The 14,343-nt window shown below is 65.9% G+C and carries 13 protein-coding genes, 1 tRNA gene and 2 pseudogenes; 3 read left to right on the top strand and 13 right to left on the bottom strand.

Going from position 1 to position 14,343, the window contains the following annotated elements; translation table 11 throughout:
• Positions 1 to 75: 75 nt before the first annotated feature.
• Positions 76 to 1,134 (top strand): NAD(P)H-dependent flavin oxidoreductase, encoded by a 1,059-nt coding sequence (locus QO058_RS26495; protein ID WP_284169198.1) that lies wholly within the window; start codon positions 76 to 78, stop codon positions 1,132 to 1,134.
• On the opposite strand, the gene QO058_RS26490 is transcribed toward QO058_RS26495, so the two are convergent.
• The 6 genes from QO058_RS26490 to QO058_RS26465 all read right to left on the bottom strand — a co-directional run bounded on the left by QO058_RS26490 (position 1,120) and on the right by QO058_RS26465 (position 5,428).
• On the bottom strand, positions 1,120 to 1,812 hold the full coding sequence (locus QO058_RS26490; protein WP_284169197.1) for a DUF2161 domain-containing phosphodiesterase: 693 nt from the start codon (positions 1,810 to 1,812) through the stop codon (positions 1,120 to 1,122). The two genes, QO058_RS26495 and QO058_RS26490, sit on opposite strands and share 15 nt — an antisense overlap.
• A 259-nt stretch (positions 1,813 to 2,071) precedes the next feature.
• On the bottom strand, positions 2,072 to 2,998 hold the full coding sequence (locus tag QO058_RS26485; RefSeq protein WP_284169196.1) for a lipid kinase: 927 nt from the start codon (positions 2,996 to 2,998) through the stop codon (positions 2,072 to 2,074).
• 115 nt (positions 2,999 to 3,113) lie between these two features.
• Positions 3,114 to 3,204: transfer RNA gene (locus QO058_RS26480), tRNA-Ser, on the bottom strand.
• Between the two features lie 95 nt (positions 3,205 to 3,299).
• Positions 3,300 to 3,494: a hypothetical protein gene (locus QO058_RS26475; protein WP_284169194.1), complete on the bottom strand. Its 195-nt coding sequence runs from the start codon at positions 3,492 to 3,494 to the stop codon at positions 3,300 to 3,302.
• 126 nt (positions 3,495 to 3,620) lie between these two features.
• Positions 3,621 to 4,733, bottom strand: coding sequence for a branched-chain amino acid ABC transporter substrate-binding protein (locus tag QO058_RS26470; RefSeq protein WP_284169193.1), 1,113 nt, complete (start codon positions 4,731 to 4,733; stop codon positions 3,621 to 3,623).
• A 251-nt stretch (positions 4,734 to 4,984) separates the two neighbouring features.
• Positions 4,985 to 5,428: an SRPBCC family protein gene (locus tag QO058_RS26465; protein ID WP_284169192.1), complete on the bottom strand. Its 444-nt coding sequence runs from the start codon at positions 5,426 to 5,428 to the stop codon at positions 4,985 to 4,987.
• 118 nt (positions 5,429 to 5,546) lie between these two features.
• Between QO058_RS26465 and QO058_RS26460 the strand changes: the two are divergent.
• A pseudogene (locus QO058_RS26460) lies at positions 5,547 to 6,767 on the top strand (helix-turn-helix domain-containing protein).
• A gap of 38 nt (positions 6,768 to 6,805) precedes the next feature.
• Complete coding sequence (locus QO058_RS26455; RefSeq protein ID WP_284169191.1) at positions 6,806 to 7,432, top strand: Vgb family protein; 627 nt, start codon at positions 6,806 to 6,808, stop codon at positions 7,430 to 7,432.
• A gap of 136 nt (positions 7,433 to 7,568) precedes the next feature.
• On the opposite strand, the gene QO058_RS26450 is transcribed toward QO058_RS26455, so the two are convergent.
• The 7 genes and pseudogenes from QO058_RS26450 to QO058_RS26415 all read right to left on the bottom strand — a co-directional run bounded on the left by QO058_RS26450 (position 7,569) and on the right by QO058_RS26415 (position 14,314).
• Positions 7,569 to 8,063, bottom strand: coding sequence for a hypothetical protein (locus QO058_RS26450; protein WP_284169190.1), 495 nt, complete (start codon positions 8,061 to 8,063; stop codon positions 7,569 to 7,571).
• Positions 8,064 to 8,070: 7 nt separating this feature from the next.
• Entirely contained in the window at positions 8,071 to 8,550 is a 480-nt protein-coding gene (locus QO058_RS26445) for a hypothetical protein (RefSeq protein WP_284169189.1), read from the bottom strand.
• Entirely contained in the window at positions 8,501 to 9,703 is a 1,203-nt protein-coding gene (locus tag QO058_RS26440) for a DUF4150 domain-containing protein (protein WP_284169188.1), read from the bottom strand. The genes QO058_RS26445 and QO058_RS26440 overlap by 50 nt, the downstream gene beginning before the upstream one ends.
• Complete coding sequence (locus tag QO058_RS26435) at positions 9,703 to 10,749, bottom strand: DUF2169 family type VI secretion system accessory protein (protein ID WP_284169187.1); 1,047 nt, start codon at positions 10,747 to 10,749, stop codon at positions 9,703 to 9,705. The genes QO058_RS26440 and QO058_RS26435 overlap by 1 nt, the downstream gene beginning before the upstream one ends.
• A 6-nt stretch (positions 10,750 to 10,755) precedes the next feature.
• Positions 10,756 to 12,000 (bottom strand): type VI secretion system Vgr family protein, encoded by a 1,245-nt coding sequence (locus QO058_RS26430; RefSeq protein ID WP_432211982.1) that lies wholly within the window; start codon positions 11,998 to 12,000, stop codon positions 10,756 to 10,758.
• Between the two features lie 97 nt (positions 12,001 to 12,097).
• Positions 12,098 to 13,027: pseudogene (locus QO058_RS31535) on the bottom strand (type VI secretion system Vgr family protein); the annotation flags it as partial.
• Positions 13,028 to 13,207: 180 nt separating this feature from the next.
• The gene (locus QO058_RS26415; protein WP_284169183.1) at positions 13,208 to 14,314 is read right to left on the bottom strand and encodes a helix-turn-helix transcriptional regulator; all 1,107 of its coding nucleotides are present in this window, start codon (positions 14,312 to 14,314) and stop codon (positions 13,208 to 13,210) included.
• Between the last annotated feature and the right edge of the window lie 29 nt (positions 14,315 to 14,343).

The raw sequence follows: 14,343 nt of genomic DNA, 5'->3' as shown, positions 1-14,343 counted from the left end.
GGGCTGACCTTCGCCTTGCAATCACCGGGCGGAGCCGGAGAGTAGCCGTCGAACCGGCCCGCGTGAGGAACGACGATGACCAGCACCGCACAAGCGCGACTGCTCGACCTGTTCGGCATCGAATTGCCGATCATCCAGGGGCCTATGGCCCTGGCGTCGACACCGGAGATGGCCATCGCCGTCAGCGAAGCCGGCGGACTCGGTTCGCTGGCGGGCGCGCAATATAACGAGGCGGGGCTCAGGGCCGCACTCGACAAGGTGCGGGCCGGCACGCGCCGGCCGATCAACCTCAATTTCTTCTGCCATACGCCCCCGGCCGACGACCCGACCCGCCAGACGGCTTGGCTGAAGCACCTCTCCGGCTATTATGCCGAGGCCGGGCTCGATCCGGACATGCCGAAGACGCCGAGCGGCCGCACGCCCTTCGACGCCGCCCTTGCTGGTGTCGTGGAGGAGTATCGGCCGGAGGTCGTCAGCTTCCATTTCGGCCTGCCCGCGCCCGAACTGTTCGAGCGGGTCAAGCGTAGCGGCGCCAAGGTGATCGCCTCGGCGACCACCGTTCCCGAGGCGCGCTGGCTCGCCGAGCACGGCGTCGATGCCGTCATCGCCATGGGCGCCGAGGCCGGCGGCCATCGCGGCATCTTCCTGAACGACCGGATCTCGGAGCAGGTCGGCACCTTCGCGCTGGTGCCGCAGGTCGTCGATGCCGTCTCTGTCCCGGTGATCGCCGCCGGCGGCATCACCGACCGACGCGGCGTGGAAGCCGCCTTCGCGCTCGGAGCGTCCGCGGTCCAGGTCGGCACCGCCTATCTGTTCACGCCGGAAGCGAGCATCTCGCCGATCTACCGCAAGGCGCTCGGCATGGGCGAGCGGCCGACCGCGATCACCAACCTGTTCACCGGCCGGCCGGCGCGCGGCATCGTCAACCGCGCCATGGCGGAGATCGGGCCGCTCTCCGAGCTCGCCCCGGCCTTCCCGACCGCCGGCACGGCGCTGGGGCCGCTGCGCAGCGCGGCCGAGGCGGCAGGCCGCGACGACTTCACCCTGCTCTGGGCCGGGCAGGCCTACCCGCTCGCCAGGCCGATGTCGTCGGCGGAGCTGACGCGGATGCTCGCTGGGCTAGGCGGCCGATAAACCACCCCGATCGGGCTCGGCTGGAGCAAGGGTCGGCTCCCACCGCTCCAGAGCGCTCCGGCCGGCCTCGGTCAGCCCGTAGACGCCGCGCTCGGCCTTCTCGAACCAGCCATAGACATTGCGGTGCAGGATCTTCTGCGCGTCGGGGCATGACGGCCTGAGGTCGCGCGGGCGCCTTGGCTCGGCGCTCATCGCCGCGGCGCAGGCGAGCGCCTGCTGGCGATAGGCGGTCATGATCGGCTGGCGCGTGCTGCCGCCGGCCGCCGGATCGCCCTTGCGCCGCCGATGCTCGTCGACCAGTCGCGAGCGAGCCCGCGGGTTCTTGCGCGGCGTCGGCGCGGTCGGCGAAACCAGCACCTCGACGCGGCCAGTGCTGCTTACGCCGAGCAGGCCGAAGCCGAGACGCCGGCAGAGATCGCGATAGCGCGGATCGCTCTCCCGCCCCTTGCCCCTGGCCGAGAGCTGCGCCGCCAGCCAGATCTCGTCGCCGAGACGCAGCCTGTCGACGCCCTGCAGGATGAGCTCCAGGTTGAAGGCGAGCTTGAGCTCGCCGATCACCACCACGGTGGCATCGCCCTCCCGGAGGCCGACGAGATCGCAGCGGCCGATCTCGCCCTTCACGACATAGCCGAGCTCCTCGAGGAAGCGTTTTACGGGCGGATAGAGCAAGGTTTCCAAGCAGAATCTCCTGGCAGCTGCGCAGGAGCGTAACGCCGAGAGGTTTCCGAGAGCCGAACAGGCGGACGCCCTGCCTGCCGGTCTGCAGCAATCTCAGAGCCCGTTTGGAAATTCTCTCAGCCCTCATCCTGAGGAGCCGTTCCGCGAGGAACGGCGTCTCGAAGGACGCTTCAGGAGGTTCTGGAGACATCTGGAGCATCCTTCGAGACGGCCCATTCGGGCCTCCTCAGGATGAGGGCTCTCATTCCCGAACGGTCTCTCAGCGGTGATACAAATGCGGCCGCGCCGCCGCATCGCCCGCCCCGCTCGGCGTGAAGATCGAGATCGCCTTGGGGTGGACCTTGAAATGGGCCGGGGTCGCGGTGACGATCTCGCCATCGGTGTTCACCGGCATCGGACGCTTGGTCTCGATATCGAACTCGACGCAGCGCGCCGTGCGTACCTCGCGCCAGGCGCCATGCGTGCCCGACCTGAACGAGCGCAACATCAGCGCCAGCTTCCAGAGATTGCTGATCTCGAGGCTGTAGAGATCGAGATGGCCGTCATCGATCTCGGCCGTTTCCTCGACGACATTACCGCCGCCATAATGCCGGCCGTTGCCGATCGCGACCTGATAGGTCTCGACCTCGGTCGCCGTGCCCTTCTCGGTGATCTTCGCCCTGAAACGCGCCGCCCGCGTCATGACCTTCATCGCCGCGAGCGCATAGCCGAGCCGCCCGAAGCGCTTCTTCATCGCCGGATCGAGGCTCTGGGCCAGATCGCTGCTCAGCCCGATGCTGGCGACATTGAAGAAGGCGTGGCCGTTGACCGTGCCGACATCGACCGGCCGCGTCTCGCCACGGGCGATCACCTCGGCAGCGGCGACGAGGTCGGACGGGATGCCGAGCGTCAGCGCGAGGTCGTTGGCCGTGCCCATCGGGATGATGCCCATCGGCAGGCCGCTCTCCATCGCCGCGAGCGCCGCCGACGAGACCGAGCCGTCGCCGCCGCAGACGATGACGAGATCGGCGCGCTCGCGCAGCCGCACGATGTCGCGGGCGATCTCCGGCAGCGCCTCGAAGGTCTCGATGGTGACGTCGAGACCACCGACCTCGAGCCGCTGCAGGAGCGGCTCGATCGACTCACTGCCGCGCCGCGCCTTGGGATTGCGCAGCAGCAGAGCGCGCTTGCGGGTGGGTTGAGTCATCAGGTCCTGCAGCAAAGCGTGATCGGCTCAGGCAGGTGGGGACGGGACAGGCCTGTTTCAATCGCGCGGCTGTCTGCGGCTGCGCCGGCGAAGGGCCGATTTCACAGGAAATGAATGGCGGAGACGGAGGGATTCGAACCCTCGATACCCTTGTGGGGTATGCTCATTTAGCAAACGAGTGCCTTCAGCCTCTCGGCCACGTCTCCGTTGGAAGGCTCTATGCCCGATCGCGACCCGCTTTGACAAGCCGTCAAGACGTGCGATCGACAGGGATCGGGCAGATCGCCCCGATCGGGCCGTTTCAATGGCCGCGGGCGCGGTCGATGCGCTCGATCCAGGCCATGGCTTCGCCCAGCGTCGGAAAGACCGGGCCCGGCATCGCCGCATCCTCGGCCTCGTTCAGGCCGAAGCGGATGCCGTAGCCGTCGACCTCGCGCCGAATCGCGATCAGGGATGGCTTGGCGAGGACTTGCGTGGCGGGTTCGGCGGTTGGCATGGGCAATTCCCGTTCGATCGCCGGACTGAACGGCCCGGCGCCTGAACAGTTCCCGAACGGCGCGTTCATACGAAAAAGGGCCCGCGACAAGCCGCAGGCCCTTCCCTTCCGTCCGATACGGCTTCGTCAGTCGGCCGCGACGATCTTGCCGGCTTCCCACTTGTACATCGAGAAGCTCGGCGAGCTCAGATCGCCGGTCTTGCCATAGGTCAGCGTGCCGATCGCGGTCTTGACCTCGAGACCGGCCTTCAGCGCCTTGGCGACCGCATCGGCCTTGGCGTCCTTGCCGGCCTTCTCGATGCCGGCCTTCAGCACCTCGACGGCGGCATAGGCGTTGAGCGTGAAGGCCTCAGGCGGGATGCCCTTCTCCTTGAGCTGGGCCACCGCCTCGGCCGAGGCCGGGTTCTTCAGCGCGTCGGTCGCGTTGGTGAAGAGCGTGCCGGCCGCGGTGTCGCCGCCGATCGCCCAGAGCTCGGTGTTCGAGAGGCCCTCGCCGCCGATGATCGTCGCCTTGACACCGGCATCGTGCAACTGGCGGGCAAGCAGGCCGCCTTCCGGGTGGTAGCCGCCGAAATAGATCAGCTCGGCGCCGCCCGACTTCAACCGGGTGATCACCGCCGCGAGATCCTTGTCGCCGGGGTTCAGGGTGAGATAGGCGACCTCGGTGATACCGCCGGCATTGATGCCCTTCTTGAAGGAATCGGCGAGGCCTTTGCCATAGGTGCCCTTGTCGTGGACGATGGCGACCTTCTTGGCCTTCAGGTTCTTCAGGACGTAGTTGGCGGCGACTTCGGCCTGCTGGTCGTCGCGGCCGCAGGTGCGGAAGACGTTGCTAAGGCCGCGATTGGTCAGGGCCGGCGAGGTCGCGGTCGGCGTCACCATCAAGACGCCGCTCTCGGCGAAGACGTCGGAGGCGGCCATGGCGACGCCGGAGGTCACCGGACCGACGACGAAGCGGACCTTGTCGCCGACCAGCAGGTTGGCGGCCGAGACGCCCTGCTTGGGATCGCCGGCATCGTCGGCGAGCTTCAGGACGACCTTCTCGCCGGCGATGCCACCCTTTTTGTTGATAGCGTCGACGGCGGCCTGGGCGCCGTTCTTGACCTGGTCGCCATAGGCTGCGACGGCGCCGGTCAGCGGCGCGAGCAGGCCGATGGTGATGTCGGCGCGCGCCGGGGCGCCCGCGAACACCGCCGCGGCGAAGGCTGCTCCGATGAGGAATCGGGCTTTGAGCGTCATGTGCGTCTCCTCTTTAGCCATACACTTTTTGCGTGCGACCCGACCCACGGATCGCCTGCGACCTGTATAGGCCAGCGCGAGGCGGCGCGGCACTGCGTGGCGCGTTTCTGAGCAGATGCAAAAATGCATGGCAGACATGGCGACCGCCGCCGCCACCGTTGGATCCGCCAAACTGCCCGCACCAACAAAAACCGCGGTGGCATGGGGCCACCGCGATTATGCTGAGAATGCTCCGGTGCGAGCCGGGCGCGTCAGTTCCAGTCGTCGATCTTCACGTCGTTCGGGTAGGGCGCGCCCCGGCCGGTTTCGACCAGCGACTTCATGCTGAGCAGGAACACGCCCCATTTCGTGCTGCAATGGTGCATGAACTCGATCGGCTCCTTCCAGCCTTCGTGCTTGAAGAGCACGATCGTGTATTCGCCCTCCTGCTTGATATCGAAGGCGACCTTCGTGCCGATCCATTCGGCGGGACCATCGACGACCTGCCAGAGCACGCGCTTGCCCGGAGCGAGTTCGACCACTTTCATGTCGAAGAAGCCGCGCTCGCCGAACTGGAAGTGGACGACGCCGTCAAGCTTGCTGTCGCCGCGCGTTTCGTCCGTCCACCAGTGCGAAAGGCCGTCGATGGTGGCGAGCGCCTTGTAGACTGCCTCGGGGGAAGACTTGATTCCGACTCTGTGCAGGATGTCCGGCATGATGATCTCCTCTTGTCAGGTGCCAGCGACGTGCCGTCCGGCCGTCGTGAGGAGATGAACTAGAGGCAGGGCGACAGGGAGCGGGAGTGACAAGTTTGGCGGGATTCGAAAGCTCGGCATGGACTCGCTGATCATCGCTGCCGGGCGGGCGCTGGCCGCGGGCGATCCGTTCGCCGCGCTCAACCGCATCGCCCTGCGCGAGGATGCGCCGGCGCTGGCGCTGCGCGGTATCGCCATGGCGCAGCTCGGTGATCTCATGCGCGCCAAGGCGCTGCTCAAGCGCGCCGGTCAGGCCTTCGGGACCCGCGAGCCCTGTCGCGCGAGCCCGCTGCATCGTCGCCGAAGCCGAGATCGCCCTGGTCTCGCGCGATCTGTCCTGGCCGGTGAAGGCGCTCGATGCGGCGCGCACGACGCTGGAAGCGCATGGCGACCGCCTCAACGCCGCCCATGCCCGCACGATCGAGGTGCGCCGGCTGCTGCTGATCGGCCGGCTCGGCGAGGCCGAGCGTGTGCTCGCCGGCTTCGACGGGAAACCGCTGCCGCCAGCGCTGGAGGCGGCGCGGGCCTTGGCTGCGGGCGGCATCGCGCTGCGGCGGCTGCAGGCGGAGCAGGCCAGCGCGGCCTTTGCGCAGGCGGCCGAAGCGGCAGAGCGCGCCCGTATTCCGGCACTGGTGGCCGAAGTCGAGGCCGCTGCGCGCGTGCTGGAGGAACCCGCAGCACGATTGATCGCCCAGGGTCAGGAGCGCCCGCTGATGCTGGGCGAGGTCGCGGCGCTGCTCGCCTCGGGAAGCTTCGTCGTCGATGCCTGCCGCAATGTCGTGCGCGAGGGCGCCACTGCCGTGCCGCTCGCGACGCGGCCGGTGTTGTTCGCCCTCGCCCGCGCGCTCGCCGAAGCCTGGCCGGCGGATGTCTCGCGCGAGGTGCTGCTGGCCCGCGCCTTCCGGGCCAAGGAGGCCGACGAGTCGCATCGCGCCCGCCTGCGGGTCGAGATCGGCCGGCTGCGTGCCGAGCTGCACGGGCTCGCCGAGATCAACGCGACCAAGCGCGGCTTTGCCCTGAAGCCGCACCGGGCGGGCACGGTCGCGGTGCTGGCGCAGCCGCTGGAGGAGGCCCACGCCGACGTGCTCGCGCTGCTCGCCGATGGCGAGGCCTGGTCGAGCTCGGCGCTGGCGCTGGCGCTCGACGTCAGCCAGCGCAACATGCAGCGCGCGCTCGAGGCGCTGGCCGAGACCGGCAAAGTCCAATCCTTCGGCAAGGCGCGGGCGCGGCGTTGGCTGACCCCGCCAGTGCCCGGTTTCCCGACAGCCTTGTTACTCCCGGCCCGCTGCCGGATGGCTAGACCTCGTCTCGGTCCAACCGAACAGAGGAGATCATCCCATGACCAGGACAGCCACCATCCTTCGCGAATACGGCCCCTTCCCCAGCGTCGAGGCCGTGCACGGCGTCAGCTATGACGGCAAGAACGTCTGGTTCGCATCCGGCGACAAGCTCAACGCCTTCGATCCGGAGAGCGGCGACACCGTTCGCAGCCTCGACGTACCCGCCCATGCCGGCACCGCCTTCGACGGCAAGCACCTCTACCAGATCGCCGAAGACCGCATCCAGAAGATCGATCCGGAGAGCGGGCGCGTGCTCTCGACGATTCCCGCGCCTGCCGGCGGCGGCGATTCCGGCCTCGCCTGGGCGGAGGGCACGCTCTGGGTCGGTCATTATCGCGAGCGCCAGATCCGTCAGGTCGACCCCGAGACCGGCAAGGTGCTGCGCACGCTGCAGTCAAACCGCTTCGTCACCGGCGTGACCTGGAGCGATGGCGAGCTCTGGCACGCGACCTGGGAGAACGAGGAGAGCGAGATCCGCCGGGTCGATCCCGAGACCGGCAAGGTGCTGGACAGCATGCGCATGCCGGAAGGGACCTTCATCGCCGGCATGGAAGCTGGCGGCGACCGCTTCTACTGCGGCGGTGGCGGCAAGAGCGCCGTGGTCAGGGCGGTGAAGCGGAGGTGAGGACACAGACCGGCCTTACGGTCCGTCTGATCCATCCGGTTCCAGAACGGCGTGCACAGCGCCGCTCTGGAGCCCATCGCTCCATCGGCGGCAAGATACGAATTGCGGCCTCGTGAAAGCGAGGGCCCATCTCGGGCTAGAACACGACCATCGTTCCGGTAGCGGGATCACCATCGATGCCGCACGGAAAATGCCCCTTCACGTAATAATACGAAATCGCGTGGAAAAATCCCGGATCGACAATATCCAGATGCTCCGCTTCCATACATAATCCAAGCACATCCCATTTTGCGCAGTCGATAATTATGCTCGGCAGATCTTTCAGAGCAGGGCTTTCTCTAAATTTATCTTCAACAAGAGCGTTCGAAAATACCTTCACGGAAGCGACAATATCGTTCCATCGATTGAATCGCGCCTTGTCGATGGTCAGGATTTTCTCTCTCAAATTGTTGAACGCCTCAAGCCCAATATTTTCCCACTCCGCCGCAGAGGCACTGCGCGCCGCATCCTCCCAAGAAGAGAGCACAATAGCATCGCTCAAATCCTTGGTGCCGACTCGCTCAAACCAATTGGTGGCATCCAATTTGTCGAGCGTCGCTATCGTTTGAGGCTGCGGTTCCATCTCACTCATCTCGATTCTACTTGGATTGGTTTATCCGTCCGGGGACTCTCGGAACTAAATCACCACCGGTCAAGCCGTAAGCGCCCCGATTGGCCGCAGCAATATCTGCCAGGTACGAAACATCCCCCGGCGCGTATCCGCCGGCAGTCAACGCGTTTCGCAATGCTGCATCATATTGAGTGACGGTCGGCGTCTGCCCGAACAACTCGCCACCTTTCCGGTACTGGTCCCAGAACCCTTCGAGGGATTGATGGAAATTGTAGTGCGGGCTTCCAACATCCTTGAATGCATTACCCCGCATGGCATTGGCAGCCCCTTCTTCGGAAGGAATTTTTGCTTTGAAAGCAGCATCCTGATTAAGGTGGTTGGCTTGCTCGTCCGTTCCCTTGAGGGTCTTTTTCAGGTCCTTGTACGATCCGGTCGCCGGCTTCGGCAGCGCCGTGCTTCTAGCTCCCTGAACTCCGGTTGCGGTCGCGACCTTTCCGCCACTGCGCATGGTCGCGGCAATCGTGCCTGCGCCACCCGCGGCACCTTGCGTAACCCCCACGACGTTTTCGACGGTTTGAGCCGTTTCCGGGGACGCACCAAACGCGGTCGCCACCTGGCCGGAGGTCTGCGCGATGATCGTTGGCGTGGATTGACCGCTCCACAACTGCCGCAAGCCAGCTTGAAAATTGTCGTAGCCGTTCACGGCGAGAGCAGCGCCGCCAATCATCGCCGGGACGCCGGGGGCCGCCCCCCACCCCCGTCGTACTCGCGGCTCCGCCGACGCCGGCAAGACCGGCGCCCGCAACAGCTTCAGCAGCGCCGCCGACAGCCTGGAGACCTCCTAAGCCGCGGGTAACGACGTTGTAATTGTTGCGGTCGAATTCCCAGACCGCATCGTTCGCCTGACCCAGCTTGTCGCCTGTCCAGTCGTAAGCCTTCTCATACCAGGCGCGCTTGTCCTGCTCGTCATTCGCATCGGGCGCCTCATGCGTCTCCGTCGATTTGACGTGGGTATATTCGCCAGGGTTGTTGCCGTTGTTCAGCCAGCAGGTATCGGAATGGCGCTGAACCCAGATGCCATTGACCTTGACCAGGCCGGAATGTGAATTCGGGATGACTTTCGAACTGACCGTATTCGACTTGACGCCAAGCCCCGTTCCCGGCTCATCCCCTCGCGTGTACCAGATCCGCGATTGATTGTGCTTGATGGCGAAGCCGTTCGAGAAAACGCTGGGCGAATAGTTCTCGTCATCGCTACCCAAGGCATACGACATGAACGGCGTCGGCGTGCTGCCGACGCGGCACACATCCGGCGCGGTCGAAATCGCGATCGCAGCGCCATCATCTACGATGAACTCCGGTGGATGCGGGTTTGGGCTGGTCGGCGGAGGGGACTTCTTCTTTTCGCTGTCTTCCTTTTTCTTCAGCCGCTCTTCGAGAGTGGCATTCGATGCTCCCTCCCCCTTCCCGACAAGACGTTCGTCAAAGACTTCATTGTCGAGCGTCTCTGAGCCGGCCGGCCCATAACCCACATAGCCGCTGCCGCCAGGGTAGGCATCGAAAAGCGTATCGGCCGGAAGACCGTGATCAGCGGCAAATCCGGGATTCGTAACCGGAGGCGCAATGATGATCGGATCAAGGAGGATCGGCTCGTCACTCATCACGCCGCCTCCGCCAGCGCGCCGAAGCACTCCAGAACCGGCTGGCCGCGCCGCTCGGGCCAGGGGAAGCCGGTGCGCCAGGTCAGGGTGACGCGGGCGATGCCTGAGCGCAGATCGAAATGCACGCCGTCGAGGACCAGGGGCGCGGATTCGGGACCGCGGCCCTGGTCGAGTGTCACCGCGAGCTTCAGCCCCGGCAGCCAGCCCCGCACCAGCGGGTAGCGATAGGCCAGGTTCTCCAGCTCGAAGGGCTCGTCGCCATTCAGCCAGGGCGCGGCGATCAGGTCCGGATGGGCGCATTGCCAGAAGCGGAAGTCGAAATCCTCCGGCAGCAGCGGATGGCGCCTGGCGAGCCATTCGTCGGTGTAGCTCCCGGCATATTGGTGGCGCTGGCGCCACCAGGGCGAGAGCGGGCCGAAGCCCTGGGGCTCGATCTCGCCATGCGGCGTGGCGAGCAGCCGCGTGGGATCCTCGATCTGCGGCGCAGGATATTCGTCACCGTCGCGAGCACGGCTCTCGCCGACGATGCCGCGGCCGAGCGGATTGAAACGATAGCGGCCATCGAAATCGGGGCCTGAATGGCCCGGCAGAAGCCCGCCATGGGCCAGGCGCCAGTCGATCGGCACATAATGGACCGGCGCCGGCGCGGTCAGCTCCCAGTCGACTTGAGCCCTGCCCCGCCGGCGCGCCCGCCAATTGCGCGGACCGGTGACCCGCAGGGCCTTCTGCACCGGACCGACCCCCAGGCGGCAGCCCCAGCTCGGCCGCGGGACCTGGCCCGGGCTATGGGCCGCGCCGATGAAGGTCACATCGGTTGCGGGCTTGAACGGGACGAGGTCGCCTTGCGTGAGCAACGGCCCCTCATGCGGATCGCCGTCATAGACATCCGCCAGTTCCAGCGGCAACTGCTTCTCGGCGGGGGCGAGTGGCCCTGCTGCCGTGAACTGGAACGTCCCGCGCACGGCGACCACGCCAAGAAGCTCCCCGGCGAGGTTGTATTGCCGGAAGGCGATGGCCGGGAACGGCGTGCGGTTGTCGACCGACATGCCCGGTCAACCCTTGGCCGAAGAGTCCGCCGACGTCGCTTTAGCCTCGGCGGTGCCGCCGCCGGGCTTGTTGAGGTCGACCACCTTGCCGTTGATCTGCGTCGGTCCAGACGCCGTGAAATTGAAGTTGGTGCCGAGGATGATCACCGTGCCGTCCTTGCGCATGATGAACTTCGAGGCGCCGCACTCGATGACGAACTCCTCGCCGACGATGGTCTTCGAGAACTTGCCGACATTGGTCACCATGGTCTGGCCGACATTGGTGACCTTGCTCATGCCGATCTGCTCGACCTGGGCGACGCCGACGCTGGTCGACTGGAACGACTGGACGACCGTGTTCATGATGCCCGGCAGCGGGAAGAAGCCGCCGGCATCCTTGCCGATCCCGGTGCCTGACGCCGTCAGGTCGACGCCGGCATCGGCGCGCGGAGTGGGGCCCGAGACGACGCCCTTGCGCGACTTCTGGCCACCGCCGGAGAGAAAGCCGAGTGCGGATGACGCCAGCGTCAGGCCGAAGGCGCCGAGCGTTGCACCGCCGCCGCCCGCGATATCGCCAGATTGCTTCAGCAGGTTGGCTGTCTGGCCGGCCAGGCCCATGACCCCGGTCAGCGCCTTCATCGCGTTGGACCCGGTCCCACCGACGACCATGTTCAGCGAGCCGCCGATCTCGTGCTTCTGGTTCTTCGCGACCTCGACCGCACGATTGCCACCGACCGAGTAGACGTCGTGGCTGTCGACCCGCGCCGTGCGGTTGTTGAGCACGCGCGTGGTGTGGTCCTTCTGGGCGTGGAAGAACATGATCTCCTGCCCGGTCTTGTCCTCCAGGGTGAACTCGTTGAAGCCGGTGCCCTTGTAGGTGTTGGAACGCAGGACCGAGCGCGTCTTGTTTGCCGGCAGATCGTAGGGCACGCGGTGGTTGACCGGATCGGGCACGCAGCCGGTGACCAGCGGCCGGTCGGGATCGCCTTCGAGATAGACCACCGAGACCTCCATCCCGATGCGCGGAATGATCTGGCCTCCCCAGGTCTGACCGCCCCAGACCTGGGCGACGCGCAGGCGGCAGCTCTGATCGCCGTGCCGGTCCCAATGGAAATGGACGAGGACGCGGCCGTGGTCGTCGCAGTCGATCTCCTCGCCCTTCTGGCCAACGACGATCGCCGTCTGCGTGGAGTCGATGCGCGGCTTTGGCGTGGTCATCGGCGTGCGGAAGGGCACCTCGACAGGCAGCAGATCGTATTCGGCGCGATACACGGCCTCCTCCGGGCTCCCATGCGCCCGGTAGGTCTGCGGTCCGGAAGCTGAAGCGCGTGCCGACGAGGAGGTACTGCCCGTTCTCGCCGCTGCGGGGATGTCGGCTGAGCGTCAGGAAGGCGCCGGCGAAGGCCGACACGGCGTAGCCGATCGCGTTGCGGCGCTTGTCCACGGCCTGCTCGGCCTCGAGCCGGATGCGGGCATAGCGCTCGCCATCGGCCTGGACGACATGCGGCCCGGGATAGTCGAAGAGCTCGAGCGTGGAATGGCTGTATCGCTCCGTCGCCGCGGCATCGGCCAGCATCTGCGTATTGGGCGTGAGATGGTTGAAATCCTGGAGACCGGAACGGCCGGACCGCAGCGTCCGGCGCATCCGCCAGTCCTGGATCGTCGGCCGCCGTAGCAGATGCCCGGCGTCCTTCGCCGTCACATAGACGACATTCTCCAGACCCGGCGCGGGCGAGTGGGAGGCGCGGCCGTCGCAGAGCACCAGGACATGGCGGTCCGCCGTGTGCTCAAAATAATAATAGATGCCGTGCTGCTCCATCAACCGGCTGAGGAAGTTGAAATCGGTCTCGCGATACTGAACCGTGTAGTGGAGCACCGGATAATTATGGGTCGTCGCAACGCGGAAATCTGAAAAGCCCCGCCGCCCGAACGTCTCGCGAACGATGTCGAGCACGGTCTTGTCATGGAAGATCCGGCAATCTGCGATCTTGTCGAGCAGCCAGAACCATGGCCGCAACACCAGCCGGTAATGCGTCAGCCCATGCTCGATACCGAGCCACTCCCCTTCCGCAACTATACCGTGCATCATCCGCTTGCCGGACGGCCCACGATCGAGTTCGACATGGCAGGCTTGGCCGATAAGCTTATCGAAGTCTATATCGGCATCGTTCGACACCGCGTGAATCTCACCGACGAATAGCTGTCCCAGACTTTCCGTTACGGAAACATCAACCAGACACAACACGTCGGAACCGAGAGGGGTAAACAATTTCGCCGCGCGATTTACCTGAGTAAGCATATGCAAATCCAAGAATCAGCCTGAAATAAACTTTGGTAGGCTTAGAGATTGTTTCGACTGATCAGGCAGAGCATTGCGGCCTTTTCGTGAGAGGCGCTAGAATCGCAGGCTCATACTCCGAGATGGCGGCCCCACCTGCGCGAAGCCGGCAGGAGTGGCGGCGAGACGCAGAAGCCCCGGTCAGAGCAGCTGCGTGCCCTTCAGCAGGGCGACGAGCTGGCCCTGGCGGCTCGTTCCGGTCTTGCGGAAGATGCGGTCGAGGTGAGTGCGCGCCGTGGTCATCCGGACGCCGCTCTCGGCGGCGGCCGCCTCCAGCGACGACCCGCCCGCCAGGGCCGTGGCCAGCTTCGCCTCGGCGGGCGTCAGGTCGAACAGGCCGGACAGGATGCTGGGCGACGGCACTGCGGCACTCGCCGAGACCGCGGTCGCAACGACCAATGTATCCGCACCCGAGAAGATATCGGTCGCCGACCGGCGTAGCGGAATAAGGTGAACGATCAGCGCCGGCTGCTGATCCTTCGCCGGAACCGGGATCGAGCGCGCCGCAGGTTCGATCTCGCTCCGTGCAGCCGCGACAGCTTCCTGGAACAATCGGTTCGCCTTGGCGTCCGCAATGGCCATGCGACCCAGCGCCGCCGGCCGGAAGATCGAAGCCATCGCTTCCATCAAGGCGTTGACTGCCAACGCTCGGCCCGCGCTCGTCAGAACCGCCGCCGGCAGCCCCATTGCCTGGAGAGCCGACACGGTCGTGTGGGCGCGTTCCAATCCGAGCCGCGCCGCCACCAGGCCGGCACGCGCAAGGTGCGGCCGAAGCCCGTCCAGCCGGTCGATCTCGCTCTGGCCATAGCCGCCGGCCTCGTTCCAGCGCTGGAAGACGTAGGTGACGAGCTCTCCGCTCGGCATCGGCACGGCCGCGCAAAGATGAGCACCTATTCCGAGTGCCCGCAGGCGCAGCCTTTGGGTATCGCGCTCAATGTCCTCGGGCGTCATGAACGCTTCGACATGGACGAAACGCGCGGGCTGCAGGGTGTACATCCGCAGCACACCGGGAAACTGCCAATGGTCGCCGTTCACGAACTCGTCGAAGATGCGCCGGACGCCCTCCAAGGCTTCGCCGTGGTCCGAAGACGCGAAACTCAATCTGCCGCGAATAGGCGCCGTGTCGCTCAGAACACAAATCGAGCCGCTGGCGGAGCCCGACAGGCCCGAGGCCATCGTCAGAACAGCCGACCATTTTTCGGGGACGAAAGCTGCCTCGTAAATCCGCTCCACCAGATCCTGAGTCATCGACAGCTATCCCAAGCCTGCCTGCAAGG

This window comes from Bosea vestrisii (assembly GCF_030144325.1).
GTDB lineage: Bacteria > Pseudomonadota > Alphaproteobacteria > Rhizobiales > Beijerinckiaceae > Allobosea > Allobosea vestrisii_A.
Note: the sequence above shows the minus strand (reverse complement) of the source record. Positions and strands in the feature narration are given on the sequence as shown.

What these genes read in the sequence shown, in the direction of transcription:
- QO058_RS26495 (WP_284169198.1), top strand. Translation starts at nt 76, where the DNA reads ATGACCAGCACCGCACAAGCGCGACTGCTCGACCTGTTCGGCATCGAA.
- QO058_RS26485 (WP_284169196.1), bottom strand. Translation starts at nt 2,998, where the DNA reads ATGACTCAACCCACCCGCAAGCGCGCTCTGCTGCTGCGCAATCCCAAG.
- QO058_RS26475 (WP_284169194.1), bottom strand. Translation starts at nt 3,494, where the DNA reads ATGCCAACCGCCGAACCCGCCACGCAAGTCCTCGCCAAGCCATCCCTG.
- QO058_RS26470 (WP_284169193.1), bottom strand. Translation starts at nt 4,733, where the DNA reads ATGACGCTCAAAGCCCGATTCCTCATCGGAGCAGCCTTCGCCGCGGCG.
- QO058_RS26465 (WP_284169192.1), bottom strand. Translation starts at nt 5,428, where the DNA reads ATGCCGGACATCCTGCACAGAGTCGGAATCAAGTCTTCCCCCGAGGCA.
- QO058_RS26455 (WP_284169191.1), top strand. Translation starts at nt 6,806, where the DNA reads ATGACCAGGACAGCCACCATCCTTCGCGAATACGGCCCCTTCCCCAGC.
- QO058_RS26450 (WP_284169190.1), bottom strand. Translation starts at nt 8,063, where the DNA reads ATGAGTGAGATGGAACCGCAGCCTCAAACGATAGCGACGCTCGACAAA.
- QO058_RS26445 (WP_284169189.1), bottom strand. Translation starts at nt 8,550, where the DNA reads ATGCGCAGTGGCGGAAAGGTCGCGACCGCAACCGGAGTTCAGGGAGCT.
- QO058_RS26440 (WP_284169188.1), bottom strand. Translation starts at nt 9,703, where the DNA reads ATGAGTGACGAGCCGATCCTCCTTGATCCGATCATCATTGCGCCTCCG.
- QO058_RS26435 (WP_284169187.1), bottom strand. Translation starts at nt 10,749, where the DNA reads ATGTCGGTCGACAACCGCACGCCGTTCCCGGCCATCGCCTTCCGGCAA.
- QO058_RS26415 (WP_284169183.1), bottom strand. Translation starts at nt 14,314, where the DNA reads ATGACTCAGGATCTGGTGGAGCGGATTTACGAGGCAGCTTTCGTCCCC.